This is a genomic window from Legionella worsleiensis (assembly GCF_001467535.1).
In the GTDB taxonomy this organism is placed as follows: domain Bacteria; phylum Pseudomonadota; class Gammaproteobacteria; order Legionellales; family Legionellaceae; genus Legionella; species Legionella worsleiensis.
This window is the reverse complement of the sequence record NZ_LNZC01000012.1, coordinates 175,304-193,458: the sequence shown is the minus strand read 5'-3', so window position 1 is coordinate 193,458 and position 18,155 is coordinate 175,304. Positions and strand designations below refer to the sequence as shown.

The following is an 18,155-nucleotide window of genomic DNA, read 5'->3' as shown; positions in this document are numbered from 1 at the left end:
TGAGCCCTTCCATAACTGTCAAGTAGTATCAGGGGAAAAAAGCGGATTGATTCCAGGCAAACCCGATAAAGATGCTTCTTTCGCTATACCGGAAAAAGCAGGATATAATAAACAAAAATAACTTTAATAGATTTTCATGAACAAACGCATATTAATTATTAATACCGGTGGAACCATCAGTAGTATCAAAACACCGCATGGCTATGAACCCTCTGCGCATTACGTCGCTCAAGCCATGGCGCAAATCCCTGCGTTAAGACATCAGGACATGCCTGAATACGTGATTAAGGAATATTGCCCGCTGCTGGATTCCTCCAATATGACCGTTCATGAGTGGAATCGCATCGCAAGTGACATTGCCAACGAGTATGATCATTTCGATGGGTTTGTTGTTTTTCATGGCACCGACACCATGGCGTATACGGCTTCTGCTTTATCTTTTATGTTGGAACACTTGGGCAAGCCCGTAATCGTCACCGGATCGCAAATTCCATTATCTGAAGTGCGTAACGATGCCCTGGATAACGTCATCACCTCTCTCTGGTTATGCGCCCATCAACCCATTAACGAAGTGTGTATTTATTTCAATCAACGCTTATTACGTGGCAATCGCTCCCAAAAAATCAGTGCGCAACGATTTAATGCCTTTGACTCTCCGAATTTTCCTCATCTGGCAACCGTGGGGATAGACATTGAACTGCATCAGCATTTATTACAAAAACCACCGCAAAAGCCATTTCATTTGCAAACCATAACGCCGCAATTTATCGCTAATTTTCGCTTATTCCCTGGTTTTGCAACCGACGTTTTAGCCTATATCCTCAACCAACCCCTAAAAGGATTAATCCTGGAAACATACGGTGCCGGAAATGCTCAGAATAACGATCCTCGTTTTTTACAACTCCTTACTGATGCCTGCAAGAGAGGGGTCATCATTGTAAACTGCACCCAATGCCAACAAGGCCATGTTGAAATGAGTCACTATGCAACAGGACATACGCTAAAAGAGGCTGGCCTAATCAGCGGCCACGATATGACCCCTGAGGCAGCTCATTGTAAACTCTTGTATTTATTAAGCAAAAACACAGACATCTCCCAAATTAAGGTATTAATGGATACCGATTTGTGTGGGGAATTGCATCACTCCCTGACTCCATAAATAAAATGTACTTTTTGCGAAAATGGATCGTTTTACGCAAGCGTCACAATAACGGGACATTGTGACGTTTGGTAATGAAACAACATCATACCATCTTAATAAGGGTTCAACACCCCATACTCATAATCAACTAAAACTCTATAGTCTTTGTTCACAACGACCGGATATGATGCCGAGTTACCCATACGGGTAATGCTTATAGCGTTGACGAAGCCGCAACGTTATCTTCATGCACCTCAGGCTGAAAATTACTTTCTGTCATGTGCATTACCTCGATTTTAGCCAAACCAAACACTCTCGCCAAACGCCCCTCACCGGGATCAAAAAATGTAGTTGGTACTCGAATTTTTATCAAAGAGGCGATGTCAAAAAATGGAATCCCTATGCTGGAAGTTGATTTTGGAGTGACGATATCATGATTGTCTCTCAATAAATCATTAAGCTCTTTTAAAACCTGTTCTTTCCTGGCCTCCAAGCTAAACTGTGATTGAATTTTGAGACTGATAGATTGAATTCGATCAATTACAGCTTTTTCTTTGAGATCTCGAATATCGGGTTTAGCCCAATCATGGGGCTGAAAAATTTCTTCCCCTAGATATATTGCAGCATAATAATAAACAATATGTTCTGGTGTTTGGCGGTAGGGATGATTAATTAATTGCAATCTCGCCGGGCATGCCGAACTTGCAGCATTTGATTCAGTCGCATGGTTGCAGGTGTCTATTTTTTCAAAAAAACGGCGAATTTGAAATGCCAAATCAGCAATCAATTTTAGAGTATCACCATCGCTAGATTTAGAATGTTTTACTTGCGCTGCCAAGATGTGTTGGTGACTCTCATTTACCCAATCAATGATAGTCTTATAATCATTCTGATCATGACCAGTTCCAGTAAAATCTAATAGTTTCTTATCTAAAACAGCAACAATGCTCTTTTTCTCTAAAGATAATGTCATATTATACAATCCAGGATGACTTGCTTGATAATCCAGTCTAGCCGACAGAGCATTTAATTTATCTCTGATCAGTTGAATTAACGCTTTTAGAAATATTGTCATTGCCCTACTCCTTTAACTGCAACTTGTTTATTATACTTGTCTTTAAGTCAGTAACTTTGAACCAGACTGCTTATTTTCAACGCCCGTTTATGTAACCTAACCAAGGAAATCACAAATCTTATGAATTTACAAATTATTATTTTAGCGGCAGGCCAAGGAAAAAGAATGTATTCCAATACACCTAAGGTTCTGCATCAGCTGGCTGGTAAAACAATGCTTACCCGTGTAGTAGAAACTGCGTTACAACTCAACCCCGATGTAATCCATGTTATTTATGGCCATGGTGGTGAACTAATAAAAAAATCCCTCCCTGATTTACCAGTTCACTGGGTTCATCAAGCAGAGCAACTGGGCACCGGTCATGCTGTAATGCAGGCTTTGCCCCATATTCCACCTGATGCACAGGTTATTGTATTGTCTGCTGACGTGCCACTCATTCAGACGAATACCCTCCAAGCACTGCTTGAATGCAGCAAATCAGCCCAGGCACATCAATCCGTTCTTGCGCTTTTGGTTGCCCACCTAGAAGACCCTAGTGGTCTAGGACGTATTATCAGAAACAACAAGGGTGAAATCGAGGCCATTGTAGAAGAAAAAGATGCTAACGAGCAAGAAAAGAAAATAAAAGAAATTTACACTGGCATCTGTTGCGCAAAAGCTGCTGATTTGGCTCTATGGCTGCCCAAATTAGGCAACAACAATGCTCAGGGTGAATACTACCTAACCGAGATTATTGCTCTGGCAGTAGAAAATCAAACACCCATTACCTCATTAACTACCCACAATCATTATGAAATCCAGGGAGTTAATAACCGCCTGCAATTGCAGCAGCTTGAAAGGATATGGCAACAACGTATGGCCGAGCAATTTTTGGAACAAGGCGTGGGATTGGCAGATGCCAGTCGCTTTGATCTGCGTGGAGATCTTGTCTGTGGTAAAGACGTATTCATAGACGTTAACTGCGTCTTTTCCGGCACTGTAGTGTTAGGGGATGGCTGCAATATAGGTCCTAACTGCTGCTTAAAAGATGTCACTTTGGGGGCTGGATGTACTGTCTACGCAAACAGCGTACTGGAAGGATGTCAGATAGGCAATCATTGCGACATTGGCCCCTTTGCCCGACTCAGAACAGGTACACAACTGGCTGCTGAATGTAAAATTGGTAATTTTGTTGAAACCAAAAAAGCGGTCTTTGATGCAGGCAGTAAAGCCAGTCATTTAAGTTATTTGGGTGATGTCACCATAGGCAAAAAAGTGAATATTGGTGCCGGTACGATTACCTGTAATTACGATGGCGTCAATAAGCATCAAACGGTTATTGAAGATGGGGTTTTTGTTGGTTCGGATACGCAATTGGTTGCGCCAGTAACCCTAGGAAAAAACGCCACTATAGGAGCAGGAAGCACCATCCGCAAAAATGTTCCGCCCGAAGAACTGACCTTAACCGAATCAAGACAAAAAACCCTTTACGGATGGAAAAGACCGGAAAAACAAGAAAAATAACACGAACCTATCGCTGGCAGAGCTGTACGACTGAGCCACATACTGCTCGTCTTACAACTCTGCGTAGTACTGAGGAGTGACTTTATCTTATCAGCAGCCAGTGTTTTTAAATACTTCAGCGCCCTCGCATCGGTTCTTGTTTGTGGTATTTTGGACTGCTCTTTTTTTGTTGCAGGTCAATGAATCTGATTTTGTAATGCACAATAAACTGGCGCACTATTTTTTCTTAGCCTGTGACATAACCAAAGAATAAAAGGTAAAGAAATAACGGTCATCAACAGCTTATATTGCCAGACATTAATGACCAAAATCATGATGTGCTCGTAAGAATAAATGCCACCGAACAGCACGCTGTAATCAACAAGACATAAAAGAGAATTGGCAAAAATATTAGCAATCAGGATACGTACAGCAGTGCTTGGCTGCCATCTCAAACGCTTTAAATAATGCAGCAACATGGCATTACTTAAAAAAGTAACAAATAAAGACAAAGAAGCAGCCGGTACTCTTCGGGGTAAAATATAATTGTAAAAAGGATTCAAATCATAAAAATTGGGAGAGGGAAGAGCAACTATCCCCATAAGCAAGACATCAAAAACCAACTGTGCCGCAATCAAGGTCAGAGCCAATCTTAAATGGGCTTTATAGCCCCACAACTCACCAATTACCGTACTCACGGTCATGGTAATTGGAAAAAAAATACAACTGGCTGCAAGAACACAATTTTTGGTCAAAGACACAATGCGATATTCGCAAGCCAGGCACATAAACAAGACCGCAAGTGCACAACACAGCAGATAGTGATAAAGAGGCAGAGGCTCATTTGAATGCCCATTCATCTGTTTTGAGACGGGTTGTTTTTTATGCCAGGTAAAGGATAAATAGCTCACGCCAATAATCAATAATACGGCAGAGGCTATCATGAATGAATCTATAAAAATCTGTTTAAAACTATGAGCATGAGGGTTAGAGAAGAGTAAATAAAAATCAATCGTAAAAAAACAAACCCCACCTAAAATCGCTAAAGTCACACTTTGTTGCGGCGCAGACAATAATGTACCTTTTGTGGTACACCAAAATAAATGGGGCAAATAAAAACTTAATAAAAAAGAAAGAGTCGTTGCAAAAAATTTTTTAGGAATGTCTTCAAATACAATTTCATACACTGGATTATCGTGCATGAATTCAGCAGCAGGTAAATTCACCAAAACATAAACCCCAATGCAATAAATATATAATGCCATCAAGGAAATATTCAGAATGTGACGCTGTTCTCTTAAGGTACAATGTCTGAGTATGAATAAATATATTCCTGCAATTAAAGGACAAAGCAAAGAACTTATGGAGCAGACCAACCCCTGAACAATTATTATTTTAAACGATACATTGATTAATAAAAGCAAGCAGGTAATAACGCTAATCGCCAAAAACAAGAACCCTGAAGTGTGATGTACTGGCAAGGATTGCTTCATTCTCAGAGTTTGTTCCATTAAATAACTCACGACCCTATCTTAACGATCTTGGTTCGCCAGACTGCATTTGCTCAACACAAAGCGATGGTGCTGTCGTGTTCTCTAAAATAAATGCGCTTTATTAGGCTAGTAAGATTGCAAATATAACATCATAGTCTTTGATGAAGCAAGTAGAGCAAATTAAGCGATTTTTAACGCCTGCATAATCTGGTCGACTGCACCCTAAAAATCCTGCTAAGCTAATCATTAATTACATAAAACCAGAGTAAGCCAAGGATTTTTGTTACTTTGTATACCGGGTAGGCTATTTAATTTCAGACACCCTATCCAGTTGGAATATCCTTTGAATTTACCCAACCGGGATTATTATATGAGTCATCACAAAAAACATGCGTCTTCAAAAACAGGATTATTACCAGGAACTGCTGTTTACGTTGGCGAAAATCCACCTAAACCTACTCATATTTATGTTCACATTTACGATACCCAGAGCTATAAAATGCTTAATACGTTTCATATTGAGGCAATTAATGCGGCTCTGCGAGAAGGAAAACACATCTGGATTGATGTTGCAGGGCTTGAAGACAGCAACAAAATTACCCACATATGTAATGAGTACGCAATTCACCCCCTGGTAATTGAAGATTTGCTCAATACCAGGCAAAGACCGAAGATCGATATCATTGAAGATTATTTGTTCATTGTTTTTAAGTTATTAGAAACACCTGTAGACCAATTTACCTATTCTACGGAGCAATTCAGTTTAATCATTAAACAAAACCTGCTCATCACCTTTAGAGAATCAGATAGCTATGATTTATCCCCTATCTATAAAAGGCTCAGTGCCGAGCACTCTTTGGTAAGGGAGCACGGAAGTGATTATCTCACCTATCTTGTCATGGATTATATTGTGGACGATTACTTTAATTTTGTTGAGGAAACATCCGTTTTATTAGAAAAAATAGAAGATCAATTAATCAAAAAACCCGAATTCGTGGAACTCCAATCACTTTATACCATCAAAAGACGTACCATCACGCTAAGAAAAACCATAGCACCCCTGCGAGATATTGTTCATCTTTTATTGACCGATGACGGTGGATTTATAAAAAATCGCTACAATCTTTACTTTAGAGATCTCTATGATCATTGCATTCGCCTGGTAGAGTCTATAGATTTGCATCGAGAGATGTCTTCCAGCATGCTGGATATTTATCTTTCAACGTTAAATAACCGAATGAATGAGACCATGAAGATTCTTACCATGTTTGCCAGTATTTTCATTCCTTTAACATTCATCGTGGGTGTTTATGGAATGAATTTTGAGTTCATGCCCGAACTCAGATGGCGTTATGGTTATCCGCTAGTCCTAACAGGAATGGTAGCGCTGGCAGTATCAATGCTGTTTTACTTTAAACGTAAAAAGCTATTCTGAAACAGGCTGCATGATGCAGACTGTTTCAGCAGCCATACCCATTGCAATCTTACACAAAATAGCCAACAGCTTGGCCTTTAACCGGCTCGCTATCTGGAAGTTCCCTTCTTCGGGCAAATAAACTTGCAGCAGAAATGATGTCATTATCGTGCTCTAATGGTTGTGCTCTAGTGAAAAATTGCTCCACTGGGATGGCGTCTTGTTCTGCCCGGGTCGAAATCAATTGCTCTGGAGCCTCTACGGGTTGTTGATTCAGCTCTACAGGCACAGCCGCCAGCTTTCTCTCTCCTGGTAAATCAATACCACTATGAGGAAGCAGTACTACTTCACCCTTGACGCCATTTCGTTCCAGCCAGGATTTTAACGCCTCTAAAAAATCCCAAAAATCGCCTTCTTTACTTAACATAATCAAAAACTGAGTCAGTTTTTTCGGTATGCCAAACTTAAGATTAATTGCAACCGCAACTGCTTTAGGAGGAATCCATCTTAAAGTCGATGAAGTTTTGCTTTCTTTGTAACTAAGTATAATCTGAACCGTATTTAAACTGCCTTTCTGGATTTCATGCCAATAGGTCGCAATGATAGGATCATTAATAAAATCTCGCCAACTCTGAAAAACAGGAGGAACTATCCAGGGAATAACCCTGTGCACTGCCTTATTAAAAAACCCTGGCGCCTTTTTAATTTCCCGCTCTTTATCATTATTTAACAATGCGGTACCAAATTTTAATGCCGGAGATAATGGGATTAAAGGAGGGGCACCTTTTATCGGTTTAAAATCAATAGGTATTCTTTTCATTAATCCAGCAAAAATCACATCAGCAATAAAGCGACAGACTCGTTCATAAAGATCTAAAGGATCAATTACCGATGCTGTATCTCTATTCTCAACCAAAGGAATATTCATATGAGCGGCCATGTTAACATGCATTAGCAAAATCAAATGCTTCAAAGTTCTATGAAATAGAAAAGGAGGAATTCCAACCGTCGCTTCCAACAAATAGTCCATGATGAAGGTTGATGCTTCATAGGTTAATCCTAAGGCAAAAACAGACTCCTGCATCATCGCCTTGTGTCGCTCACAACGCTCAGGAGTAACCAGCCGAGTAATATAGCGACCGTTAAAAAATATCCGCATAATCTGAGATGCTGCTTGACCACCATAAGGAACAGTACTTATAGCCCAGGTCATTAAATCATTGGCAGCCAAGATAAAAGGCTCACGCAACATGCCTTTGGATATCCTCTTGAAATTACAATCCAGTTCCTTACACAAAGAAGGAGGGGGCGTTATTTTATTGGCATTAAATGCCGCAGGACCTACCGCATCAAGAGTGGTTATATGAATTAATGATTGCACACCTTGCCTGTAGGTATAAGCCTCAACTCCATAATCCACCAAAGACAAACCGGCCAAAAAAACAGAATATGGCTCAAGCCAGGAATCGGCTTCGTGGCCTTCACGAAAGTAATTTTGTACGGAATTATTCGCACAATTCAAAGCAAGGATGGGCATTACACCCTTTACGACAACATAGGCCATGCCATTAACCACTTCTCTTGCGGCAGGATTATTTCTTAAGTTTGGAATTGCTTGACGCAAGGCTTTGCCTTGTTGAACTATCTGTGACAATGTATTTTTCGTGTAATCGTATAAGGTTGTTTTAATTTTTGCTATTGAGGCATTATTCCAAACCCATAGTGCGCTATTTTTCAACTTCGCACCCACAGCCACAACTCGATCAACTACTGACCACCAACTCATAAAGCTCTCCTTGCTCGCACAGAATTACGTTCCAGGATAATAAATCACAAATATTGGTGTTTTAAAAGAACAATTTAATGAAAATTATTAAAAAGAATGCTCAGGAACAAAACGCACTATAAAAATTGACTGCACATTTAACGTGTTCTAACGACCTAAAATCAAATTCACTGTCTATTCATCATCCATTGATGAATGATTAATGGATGTATTTTTACTTTTGTATTCACACAAATCGCTCACAGGACAAACGGTACACTTTGGATTTCGGGCGGTGCATATATAGCGGCCATGCAATATCAACCAATGATGGGCATCATGTAAAAACTCAGGTTCAATTCTTTTTAGCAACGCCAATTCAACAGCCAAGGGAGTTTTACCTTTTGCTAATCCTGTTCGGTTTGCCACTCGGAATATGTGGGTATCCACTGCCATAGTGGGCTGCCCAAAAGCCGTATTCAGAACGACATTGGCCGTTTTTCGGCCCACTCCAGGTAAAGACTCCAAAGCGTCTCGTTGATTAGGTACTTCCCCCTGATATTGCTTTATCAAAATCTCGCAGGTTTTAAGAATATTAAGCGCTTTACTGTTATACAATCCTATGGTTTTAATATAACTTTTCAGCCGCTCCAATCCTAAATCAAGAATACTTTGTGGCGTATTCGCTACAGAATAGAGTTGTTCTGTAGCCTTATTCACGCTCACATCGGTCGCCTGGGCAGAGAGAATCACCGCAATTAATAACTCAAAAGAAGAGCGGTAATTTAACTCCGTTGTTGGATGAGGATTGTGATTGCGAAAACGCTCAAACAGTTCTCGTCGTTTTTGTTTATTCATCATCTTTTTTTTGCTTGAACCCGAGCCAACGCCTGTTGAATGTAATTTTGTTTTGCTTTTTTATCATCCAGCAGATCTTGTGACTGCTGTGCCAATTGACTCTTTTCCCGATAAAGCTGTTGTTTTTCATGCTCTTCTCGCAACAAACGTGCTTCTCGAGCATGGTATCGTTGGCGCGCCCTGTCTTTGTTGTATTGTGCCTGTTCCAAAGTGACCATTTCGATACAATCTACAGGACATGGTTCAACACATAACCCGCATCCAGTACATTCATGAGTAATGACGGCATGCATTAGTTTACCGCTACCGATAATGGCATCTACAGGACAAGCCTTAATGCATTTGGTGCAGCCAATACATTCAGCTTCGCGAATCACGGCAACAGAGGGTTGACGTGTTCGTTTAAGGGCTTCATCCAGATAAGGTACAGGATCAACATGCAACAAAGCACCCAAGGCCTTAACTGTTTCAACGCCACCCGGTGGACATTGATTAATTAAGGCAGTGCCCTGAACCAGGGCTTCGGCGTAAGGCATGCAACCGGAAAAATGACACTCGCCGCATTGCGTTTGTGGCAAAAGCGCATCAACCTCTTTTACTGTTGCCATTATTTCACCTTCATGCCCGGAAGCGCTCCAGAATCAGGTTGCAGCAGATAAATGCCTTTACCATCACCTGCAGCCAGAACCATTCCCTCTGAAACACCAAAGCGCATGGTTCGTGGCGCCAGATTTGCGACCATTACTGTTAATCGTCCAATTAAATCTTCAGGAGCATACGCACTTTTAATTCCGGCAAAAACCTGTTTTTGACAATCGCCCAAATCCAGGGTCAGGCGCAATAGTTTATCTGCGCCCTCAACCGGTGATGCGGAAATGATTTTAGCTATACGCAAATCGACCTTGGCAAAATCATCAATGCTGATGGTCTGTTCTATCGAGTCTTGTTTTTTTTCTACTGCTGCTGTTGTCATGGACGATTCCCTGATTTGTGCAAACATCGCATCAATTTTTTCTTTTTCTACCCTAACCATCAAAGGCTTAAACGTATTGATACGATGATTTAATAATGGTTGATTCACCGAATCCCAGGTCAACGCATCACAAGCCAAAAACTGCTCTGCAGCCTGAGCCATCATGGGTATAACCGGTTTTAAATAAGTCATTAAAATACGAAACAGATTAATTCCCATGGTGCAAATTGCATGAACTTCCGCCAGCCTGGTGTCGTCTTTTGCCAAAACCCAGGGTTTATTTGCATCGATGTATTGATTGACTTTATCAGCACAGTCCATAATCTGCCTGATGGCTCGGGCGTAGTCTCGGGAAACGAAAGAATCAATTACCGATTCTCTAACGGCAAGCAAATCGGCATACAACTGCGGTTCAGCCAAAGAAGAACTCAAACAGTTATCAAAGCGTTTGTTGATAAAACCCGCACAACGACTTGCAATATTCACCACTTTACCCACTAAATCGGCATTAACCCTATTGGTAAAATCATCAAAATTCAAATCCAGATCGTCAACTCGTCCATTTAATTTAGCAGCAAAATAATAACGCAAATATTCAGGATGCAAATGCTCGAGATAGGTACGGGCTTCGAGAAATGTTCCCCGTGATTTAGACATTTTCTGCCCGTCAACCGTCAAAAACCCGTGGGTATAAACGGCTGTGGGCATACGATGATCGCTGGCTGCCAACATGGCTGGCCAAAATAGGGCATGGAAATACACGATGTCTTTGCCAACAAAATGATAAAGCTCTGTTTTGGAATCCTTATTCCAGAATTCATCAAAGGAAATACCTTGCTCATCGCAATATTTTTTAAAACTGGCCATATAACCTATAGGCGCATCCAGCCAAACATAGAAGTATTTATCTTTCGTCCCCGGAATAGGGAATCCGAAATAAGGCGCATCACGAGAAATATCCCATTGTTTTAATCCGGCAGCAAACCACTCCTCCAGTTTATTGGCAACTTCTGTTTGTAAATGCCCGCTGGCAGTCCATTCTTTTAATAATGCTTCGTATTTTGGCAAATCAAAGAAATAATGTTCCGAATCTTTTTCTATTGGTTTTGCTCCGGAAATAGCCGATACGGCATCAATCAATTCTGTTGGGGAGTAGGTTGCCCCACACACTTCGCAGTTATCACCGTATTGATCCAGTGCGCTGCATTTGGGACAAGTACCTTTAACATAACGGTCAGGCAAAAACATCTTTTTTTCAGGATCAAATGCCTGCCTAATGGTTTTTTTTACGATATCACCGCCGGCTTGTAACCGTTCATAAATGGCGGAAGCCAAAACCTGATTTTCAGGGGAATGTGTGGTGTGGTAACAATCATAGTCTATAGCGAAGGCTTTAAAATCCTGCTCATGACTTAATTTGATCTGGGCAGTCAACTCTTCAGGGGTAATGCCCATTTGCTCGGCTTTAAGCATTATAGGAGTTCCATGCGCATCATCACCACAGACACTGAGGCACATAATGCCCAGCATTTTGTGGGTACGTACCCAAATATCGGTTTGAATGTGTTCCACCAGATGCCCCAGATGGAGATGCCCATTGGCGTAAGGAAGAGCGCTGGTTACCAGCATTTTACGTTCAGTCAACATAGATCTCTAAAACTCGTTAGTAGAAAAACACTCTATTATAACGTAAAGACACATTAATTGCTGCAACACAAACGATTATGTTCAGGCCGGATTGTATTTACTTTTTTTTTCTGCTAGGTTATCCAATGATGCTTCTTTTAACTGCCTGATTTTAGTACCTTTATTTTATATTTGACTGTTGTAATAACATTTAACGTTCCTGTCTTAATAAAATTAAAATGTAGGCATTTTGATGAAGTTTTGGTAAATGTTGTCACTTGAAAAAATTTATATTGGAGAATAAATTATGGATAATATGGGGCTTATAGGGTATAACCTACTTTATAATGTTTTTTCATTTACATTTGCTTTAATGATGGCGGCAACGCTATTTTTCTGGTTGAACCTGGGACGTGTTTCTGCCCAATATCGTCTGGCCATCTCAATCACCGGTCTGGTTACCTTTATTGCAGCTTATCATTACCTTCAAATCTTTTTCTCATTTGAACATGCTTATAATGTCATGGGTGAGACCGTTACTTTATCGGGTAAACCGTTTAACGATGCCTACCGTTATGTAGACTGGTTGTTAACTGTGCCACTACTGCTTGTAGAGCTTATTCTGGTGATGAAGTTATCACACGAAGAGACAAGCTCTCGTTCAATCAAATTAGGATTGGCAGCTGCGGTAATGGTGATGCTGGGTTACCCTGGTGAGATTTCAACTGATATGACCACTCGCTTAATGTGGTGGGTATTGTCTATGATTCCTTTCCTGTATATCGTTTACGAGCTCTTCTTTGGTCTGCGTGCATCCATCTCCAAACAGCCTCATAAAACACAACCACTCGTTCGCAAGGCGTGTTATTTGACTGTCTTCGCCTGGTGTTTTTACCCTATTGTTTATTTGCTGCCAAACTTAGGGTTTGCAGGTGGTGATGGTTATGTAGCGCTACAAGTAGGCTACTCTATCGCTGACATCGTTGCCAAAGCGGGTTTCGGAATACTCATTTTTCTTATTGCCCGAAGCAAGTCAGCGGAAGAAGGGTACGCTGAAGCTTAATTTGTTCTATACCCAGTGCTGCTAAAGGCATTGGGTATATCTCTCACCGTCTTGACTCAAGGTTACATACCAATGTTTGATTCACATGGATTTATGACTCAATTCAAACAGCTGATAGAAAACGACCTGGATGAAGAGATGCTGCAAATAAGTCGTTTTCACTTTCAACAACCCGGTAGCCTAACCAGAGCACGACTCACCTTTAACTGTTCCATAGCCATGCAACTTCCCTTTGAGACAGCCATTCATTGTGCAGCTCTTGTTGAAATGCTTCATAATGCCTCTTTGATACACGATGACATCCAGGATAATGCCGTTTTTCGCCGTGGTCAAAAGTCTTTGTGTCAACAATTTGGTCTTGCTAAAGCGCTAGCATACGGTGATCTGCTTATTTCCATGGCTTATCATACAACATCTCTTCTACCCTATAGCTGTATCGGTAGCTCTGTGCGACTCATTCATCACTGTGTCACAAAGACAATCACAGGCCAAGTTCGAGATATTAACGCAATAACACTTAAGAAACCTCAGCTACCCCATTATGAGAATATTTGCTGGCTCAAGTCTGGCCAGTTAATGATGCTGGGCATTAAGCTTGCGACACTTATCAGCGAGCACCTCACTGAGTGCTCATTATTCGAAGCAATCATTCGTCACTTAGTGATTAGTTATCAAATTGTTGATGACATAACGGACATGGAAGAAGACAAAAACCAGCTTAATTTTTCTATTTTTAACGTATTTAATCAGGATAACCCCATATTGCTGTCTCAAGCACAGGAGTTGGCAAGTAATCACTTACATCAAGCTCAGGCAATCATTCACCAATTACCCCAGGATATACGGCAACCTTTTTTGCAACTGTACCATAATATTCAGCCTCGACTGATTAAGGATGTTGTGTGAACAAAAAATTATCGGTTATAGGCGGGGGGTTAGGAGGTATAGCTGCCGCACTACGCGCCAGAGCAAAAGGGTATGAAGTGGATCTGTATTGTCAATGCCCCATGCTGGGAGGTCGAGCGCAAGTCTATGTTAAAGAGGGTTATACTTTTGATGCTGGGCCGACCGTAATAACGGCGCCTTTTCTTTTAGAGGAATTGTTTGCTTTATTCGATCGTCAACTGAAAGACTACGTCACCTTGGTTCCTATAGAACCTTGGTATCGTTTTTTATATCCGGATGGGATGATATTTAATTATGGTGGTTCACTAGAAGAACTGCTGACTGAAATTGGTCGTATTTCACCGGAAGATAAAGACAACTACCTTAAATTATTAGCTCATTCCAAAGAGATTTATGAAATCGGATTTGAGCAGCTTGCCGACCATCCTTTTCATCAGTTTACGCAAATGGCAAAGCTGATACCAAGCTTGATTCGATTAAAATCTTACAAAAGTGTATGGCAGTGGGTATGTGACTTTATCAAGCATCCAGTCCTCAGACAAGCCTTCTCAGTACAGCCTTTGCTCGTGGGTGGCAACCCTATGGAAACAACCTCTATTTACAGCCTCATTCACTATTTAGAGCGCAAGTGGGGGGTTCACTATGTGATGGGTGGCACAGGACAGCTGATTAAAGCCTTAGCAGTATTGATGAACGAGGTGGGTATCGGGGTTCACTTGAATTGCCCGGTAGAACACATTGAAATAGTGGATAAAAAAGTCCAGTCAATAATCCTACAGAACGGTGAGCGTGTTGCTTGTGATGTGGTTATTTCTAATGCTGATCCCCTGCATTTATACCGTTACATGATCGATGCCCGGCATCAGCCTTTAGTATCTAAATGGAAAACGGCTTTAAGTAAGCCATCTATGGGGCTTTTTGTTTGGTACTTTGGTACGAAAAAACAATATACCGAGGTGCCCCATCACACCATCATTATGGGCGATGACTATCAAAGTCTGCTGGCTGATATTTTTCATAAGAAAGTCCTGTCAAACGATATGGCGATTTATTTGCATCGCCCCACAGCAACTGATTCGACTATGGCACCGGATGGTCACGATGCGTTCTATTGCCTGTGCCCTGTGCCCAATCTCAGCAGTGACATTGACTGGCAAAAACAAACAGATCCTTTTATCAAGCGAATGATAAGAAAACTGGAGCAGACCTGTTTACCTGGTTTGTCTGAAGTCCTGACGGTCAGCATCAGCAAAACCCCTATGGACTTTAAGACAGATTATCATGCGTTCCAGGGAAGCGGATTTTCTGTAGCGCCCTTATTTTATCAATCAGCCTGGTTCCGCCACCACAATCAGGCTGAAGGAATTAATGGGCTGTATCTGGTTGGGGCAGGTACACATCCGGGTGCCGGAATACCCGGGGTATTATCATCTGCCAAGCTGGTAGAGAAATTACTTCCTCAAGCAGCAATTTAGGAGCACTACATGGATGCCAAGACTGTCTTTAAGGAGCACGCTAAAACATTTAGTTTTGCGGCCACGTTATTGCCACAAACGACACATGCTCATGCTTCAGAACTGTACGCTTTTTGCCGCTATTGTGATGATTTGGCAGATAATGCTGTAGATGATAAGCAAAAAACTGATGCACTATTAAAGTTAGATGCCATTTCTGGCGCATTATCTGTAAACCGCTCTGATGATGTAATGCTTCAAGGTATGATTAAACTCATTAATCACCAAAACGTTCCATTAAACTCAGCCTTAAATTTGCTGGAAGGAATAAAACAGGATCTGGGAACAGTGAGAATTCGCAATCAACCTGATCTTATTCAATATGCTTATCAGGTCGCAGGAACAGTTGGAGAGATGATGTGTCCCATATTGGGCTGTGTTGACGCTCAGGCAACTCAATATGCCTGTCACTTAGGTGTTGCCATGCAATTAACCAATATTGTTCGTGATGTAATGGAAGATGCCAAGCTGAATCGCTTGTACCTACCGGTGGAATGGCTGGGATTTGATGACCCAGGCTGCGTGCTAAAAAAAGAGTATCGGTTACCCACTCAGTTGGCAATGAAAAAAACCCTAAATTTGGCCGAAACTTATTACCAAAGCGCATGCCACGGCTTAAAGTTCATACCGATGCGCTCTCGTTTTACTGTCTTTATTGCCATGAGACTCTACCGGCATATTGGACTAAGTGTTGCAAAAGGGGAATATGAATACTGGAGTGGCCGTTTATCCATACCAAATTTCAAAAAAATAACCCTGGCCAGTTGGGCTGGTTTTAATTTTGTTTTTGGAAAATACCATCATGCCCTCGCACCACTGTGATGTATTAATTCTTGGTGGAGGCTGTGCTGGTTTGGCGACTGCTTTTTTTTACAGTCAAACACCGGGAGCACAGACCATTCATATTCTGGAACAACGTGAATCTTATGTTGATGATCGCAGTTGGTGTTTTTGGTTGAGCATGCCCCAATTTCCCCATAAAGACATCATTTTTCATCAATGGCCCAGGTGGAGCTTAAGTTGCGGCTCAAAAACTGTTGAACACACTGATTATGACAGCCCTTATGCCATCATCAAGAGCAAAGATTACTACGATAAAGTATGCGCAGCTATCAAAAATGATCCAAGGCAACAGTTACACTTGAACACCAAAGTGTTCGCTATAAACAAAGAAAAAAATTGCTTCGTGGTGGATACCTCTATTGGTCAATTTGTTGCTCGTCAGGTGATCGATACAAGACCCAATCAATCCATCCTTAGAAACAAAGCAAAGCTGCATCAAATCTTTTATGGTGTTGAGATAAAAACCCAAAAACCTGTTTTTGATCCTTCATCAGCTCATCTGATGAATAATCTTGTTGCTAACGATATTTATTGCCAATTTGATTATGTCTTACCATTCAGTCCTTATCATGCATTGCTCGAAGTAACACGATTTAGTTCAACGTATCATGAACCCAAACAACTGATGCAAGAATGTCTTAAACTCACTCATCACTATGCGACTGAATTTGATACCCTACGGGAAGAGGCCGCCGTTTTGCCTATGGGCATTACGCAAGGTGCTCAAGATCCCAAGTCATGCCATGTTTTTGCCCAGCACCAAGGGTCATTAAGAGCATCAAGCGGCTATGGTTTTTTACGCATCCAACAGCGAGCCTGGCATCATGCTCAGCAAATTGCAATGAATAAACCGTTAAAGGAGCCGGTATTAGACTTGGCTATAGACAGATGGATGGATCTGTGTTTTTGTCGTGTTCTTTTACGTCAAATGCCTCTTTCGCCTAAGCTATTCATGCTATTGGCCTCAAGATTAAATCCATCTCAGTTTGCTCGCTTTATGAATGGAACACTCGAATGGTCTTTACGCTGGAGTGTGATAAGAGCAATGCCAAGTTGGCCATTTATCAAGGCAGTATTATGAAGTCTATTGTCTTAATTACACATTTCATGATGATGTCTTTATTGACCGTATTGTTTCCCTCATTGGCGATGATCGTTTTTTTAGTAATGGTGTTTCTTATTGGTATCCCTCATGGTGCCTTAGACTTGTGGATTTTAAGAAAACGATTTGCAATTAGCCGTTTTAAAACAACTGGGTTATTCATTGCCTATTTGTCATTGGCGATTGGGGTTTTTCTTGGTTTTTACTGGTTTTCTTCTTTCTTTTTTGGTTTTTTTTTAGTGTATTCTGCCTATCATTTTGGTATGGATTACTATGATTCAAGTTTTTTTCAGGCAAAATTCTACCGTTATTTTTTAGCTTTAGTTATTGGTTTATCTATTATCTGTCTGCCTGCATTACTTCATACTCAACAAATAGGTGTCTTGTTTTCCTACCTAATCGGTTCAGAACACGCCGTGTTATATGCTCATTTTTTGCAGTCGGCTGCATGTGGTTTATTGCCAGTAACTAGTCTCGGGCTTTTTACTTTAAAAAAAGATAGTGCTCATGAGGTTATTATCGTGCTTGTGGCTGCACTTTTAGTACCGCCATTGGCTTTTTTAACCGTTTATTTTGTGGGTATTCATTCATGTAAATATTTTGCTATGCTCTATAAAAATATGGGGTATTCATCCTATCGAGCATTCGTTAAAGATTTATTGCCAATGACTTTGCTAACCTACATCTTTTCAATAACAGCATATGCTTTTTTACCAAGTAGCCTGGATTGGCAGGGCGCTGGTTTTTTTTTAACGGTATACCTGTTGGCAGCACTTACTTTACCTCACATGATACTGGTAGAGGTGTTTAAAAAAAAGGGCGTTTAATATTAGGATCCCAGTTCTAATGCAGCATCTTTCCCAGCTGATCTAAAATCATTTTTTTATCTATACCCCATGA

General features: G+C 40.9%; 15 protein-coding genes. 9 read left to right on the top strand and 6 right to left on the bottom strand.

Going from position 1 to position 18,155, the window contains the following annotated elements; all coding sequences use genetic code 11:
* The first annotated feature begins 136 nt into the window (after positions 1 to 136).
* Positions 137 to 1,159, top strand: a complete 1,023-nt coding sequence (gene ansA / locus Lwor_RS06685; protein ID WP_058493125.1) for an asparaginase — start codon at positions 137 to 139, stop codon at positions 1,157 to 1,159.
* A gap of 196 nt (positions 1,160 to 1,355) precedes the next feature.
* On the opposite strand, the gene Lwor_RS06680 is transcribed toward ansA, so the two are convergent.
* Positions 1,356 to 2,216 (bottom strand): hypothetical protein, encoded by an 861-nt coding sequence (locus Lwor_RS06680; RefSeq protein WP_058493124.1) that lies wholly within the window; start codon positions 2,214 to 2,216, stop codon positions 1,356 to 1,358.
* A gap of 120 nt (positions 2,217 to 2,336) precedes the next feature.
* Here Lwor_RS06680 and glmU point away from each other — a divergent pair, with 120 nt between their 5' ends.
* Positions 2,337 to 3,719 carry a bifunctional UDP-N-acetylglucosamine diphosphorylase/glucosamine-1-phosphate N-acetyltransferase GlmU gene (glmU, locus tag Lwor_RS06675; RefSeq protein WP_058493123.1) on the top strand — a complete coding sequence of 461 codons (1,383 nt, stop codon included), beginning with the start codon at positions 2,337 to 2,339 and terminating at the stop codon, positions 3,717 to 3,719.
* A gap of 176 nt (positions 3,720 to 3,895) precedes the next feature.
* On the opposite strand, the gene Lwor_RS06670 is transcribed toward glmU, so the two are convergent.
* Positions 3,896 to 5,191: a VUT family protein gene (locus tag Lwor_RS06670; protein ID WP_058493368.1), complete on the bottom strand. Its 1,296-nt coding sequence runs from the start codon at positions 5,189 to 5,191 to the stop codon at positions 3,896 to 3,898.
* A 370-nt stretch (positions 5,192 to 5,561) separates the two neighbouring features.
* Here Lwor_RS06670 and corA point away from each other — a divergent pair, with 370 nt between their 5' ends.
* Positions 5,562 to 6,626 (top strand): magnesium/cobalt transporter CorA, encoded by a 1,065-nt coding sequence (corA, locus tag Lwor_RS06665; RefSeq protein ID WP_058493122.1) that lies wholly within the window; start codon positions 5,562 to 5,564, stop codon positions 6,624 to 6,626.
* Between the two features lie 49 nt (positions 6,627 to 6,675).
* Here the strand turns inward: corA and Lwor_RS06660 are convergent, their stop codons facing one another.
* The 4 genes from Lwor_RS06660 to metG form a co-directional block, all read right to left on the bottom strand.
* Positions 6,676 to 8,391 (bottom strand): hypothetical protein, encoded by a 1,716-nt coding sequence (locus tag Lwor_RS06660; protein ID WP_058493121.1) that lies wholly within the window; start codon positions 8,389 to 8,391, stop codon positions 6,676 to 6,678.
* Positions 8,392 to 8,565: 174 nt separating this feature from the next.
* The gene (nth, locus tag Lwor_RS06655; RefSeq protein ID WP_058493120.1) at positions 8,566 to 9,228 is read right to left on the bottom strand and encodes an endonuclease III; all 663 of its coding nucleotides are present in this window, start codon (positions 9,226 to 9,228) and stop codon (positions 8,566 to 8,568) included.
* Positions 9,228 to 9,836: an RnfABCDGE type electron transport complex subunit B gene (locus Lwor_RS06650; RefSeq protein WP_058493119.1), complete on the bottom strand. Its 609-nt coding sequence runs from the start codon at positions 9,834 to 9,836 to the stop codon at positions 9,228 to 9,230. The genes nth and Lwor_RS06650 overlap by 1 nt, the downstream gene beginning before the upstream one ends.
* On the bottom strand, positions 9,836 to 11,848 hold the full coding sequence (metG, locus tag Lwor_RS06645) for a methionine--tRNA ligase (protein ID WP_058493118.1): 2,013 nt from the start codon (positions 11,846 to 11,848) through the stop codon (positions 9,836 to 9,838). The genes Lwor_RS06650 and metG overlap by 1 nt, the downstream gene beginning before the upstream one ends.
* A 286-nt stretch (positions 11,849 to 12,134) precedes the next feature.
* Here metG and Lwor_RS06640 point away from each other — a divergent pair, with 286 nt between their 5' ends.
* From Lwor_RS06640 to Lwor_RS06615, 6 genes are all read left to right on the top strand, one after another.
* Entirely contained in the window at positions 12,135 to 12,890 is a 756-nt protein-coding gene (locus tag Lwor_RS06640; protein WP_058493117.1) for a bacteriorhodopsin-like, read from the top strand.
* Between the two features lie 72 nt (positions 12,891 to 12,962).
* On the top strand, positions 12,963 to 13,796 hold the full coding sequence (locus Lwor_RS06635) for a polyprenyl synthetase family protein (RefSeq protein WP_058493116.1): 834 nt from the start codon (positions 12,963 to 12,965) through the stop codon (positions 13,794 to 13,796).
* Positions 13,793 to 15,271 (top strand): phytoene desaturase family protein, encoded by a 1,479-nt coding sequence (gene crtI, locus Lwor_RS06630; RefSeq protein ID WP_058493115.1) that lies wholly within the window; start codon positions 13,793 to 13,795, stop codon positions 15,269 to 15,271. Before Lwor_RS06635 ends, crtI begins: the two co-directional genes overlap by 4 nt.
* Positions 15,272 to 15,280: 9 nt before the next feature.
* Positions 15,281 to 16,132: a phytoene/squalene synthase family protein gene (locus Lwor_RS06625; RefSeq protein WP_058493114.1), complete on the top strand. Its 852-nt coding sequence runs from the start codon at positions 15,281 to 15,283 to the stop codon at positions 16,130 to 16,132.
* Complete coding sequence (locus Lwor_RS06620) at positions 16,113 to 17,234, top strand: lycopene cyclase family protein (protein ID WP_058493113.1); 1,122 nt, start codon at positions 16,113 to 16,115, stop codon at positions 17,232 to 17,234. The genes Lwor_RS06625 and Lwor_RS06620 overlap by 20 nt, the downstream gene beginning before the upstream one ends.
* A complete protein-coding gene (locus Lwor_RS06615) occupies positions 17,231 to 18,082 on the top strand; it encodes a Brp/Blh family beta-carotene 15,15'-dioxygenase (protein WP_058493112.1) in 852 nt (283 codons plus the stop codon). Before Lwor_RS06620 ends, Lwor_RS06615 begins: the two co-directional genes overlap by 4 nt.
* The last annotated feature ends 73 nt before the right edge of the window (positions 18,083 to 18,155 follow it).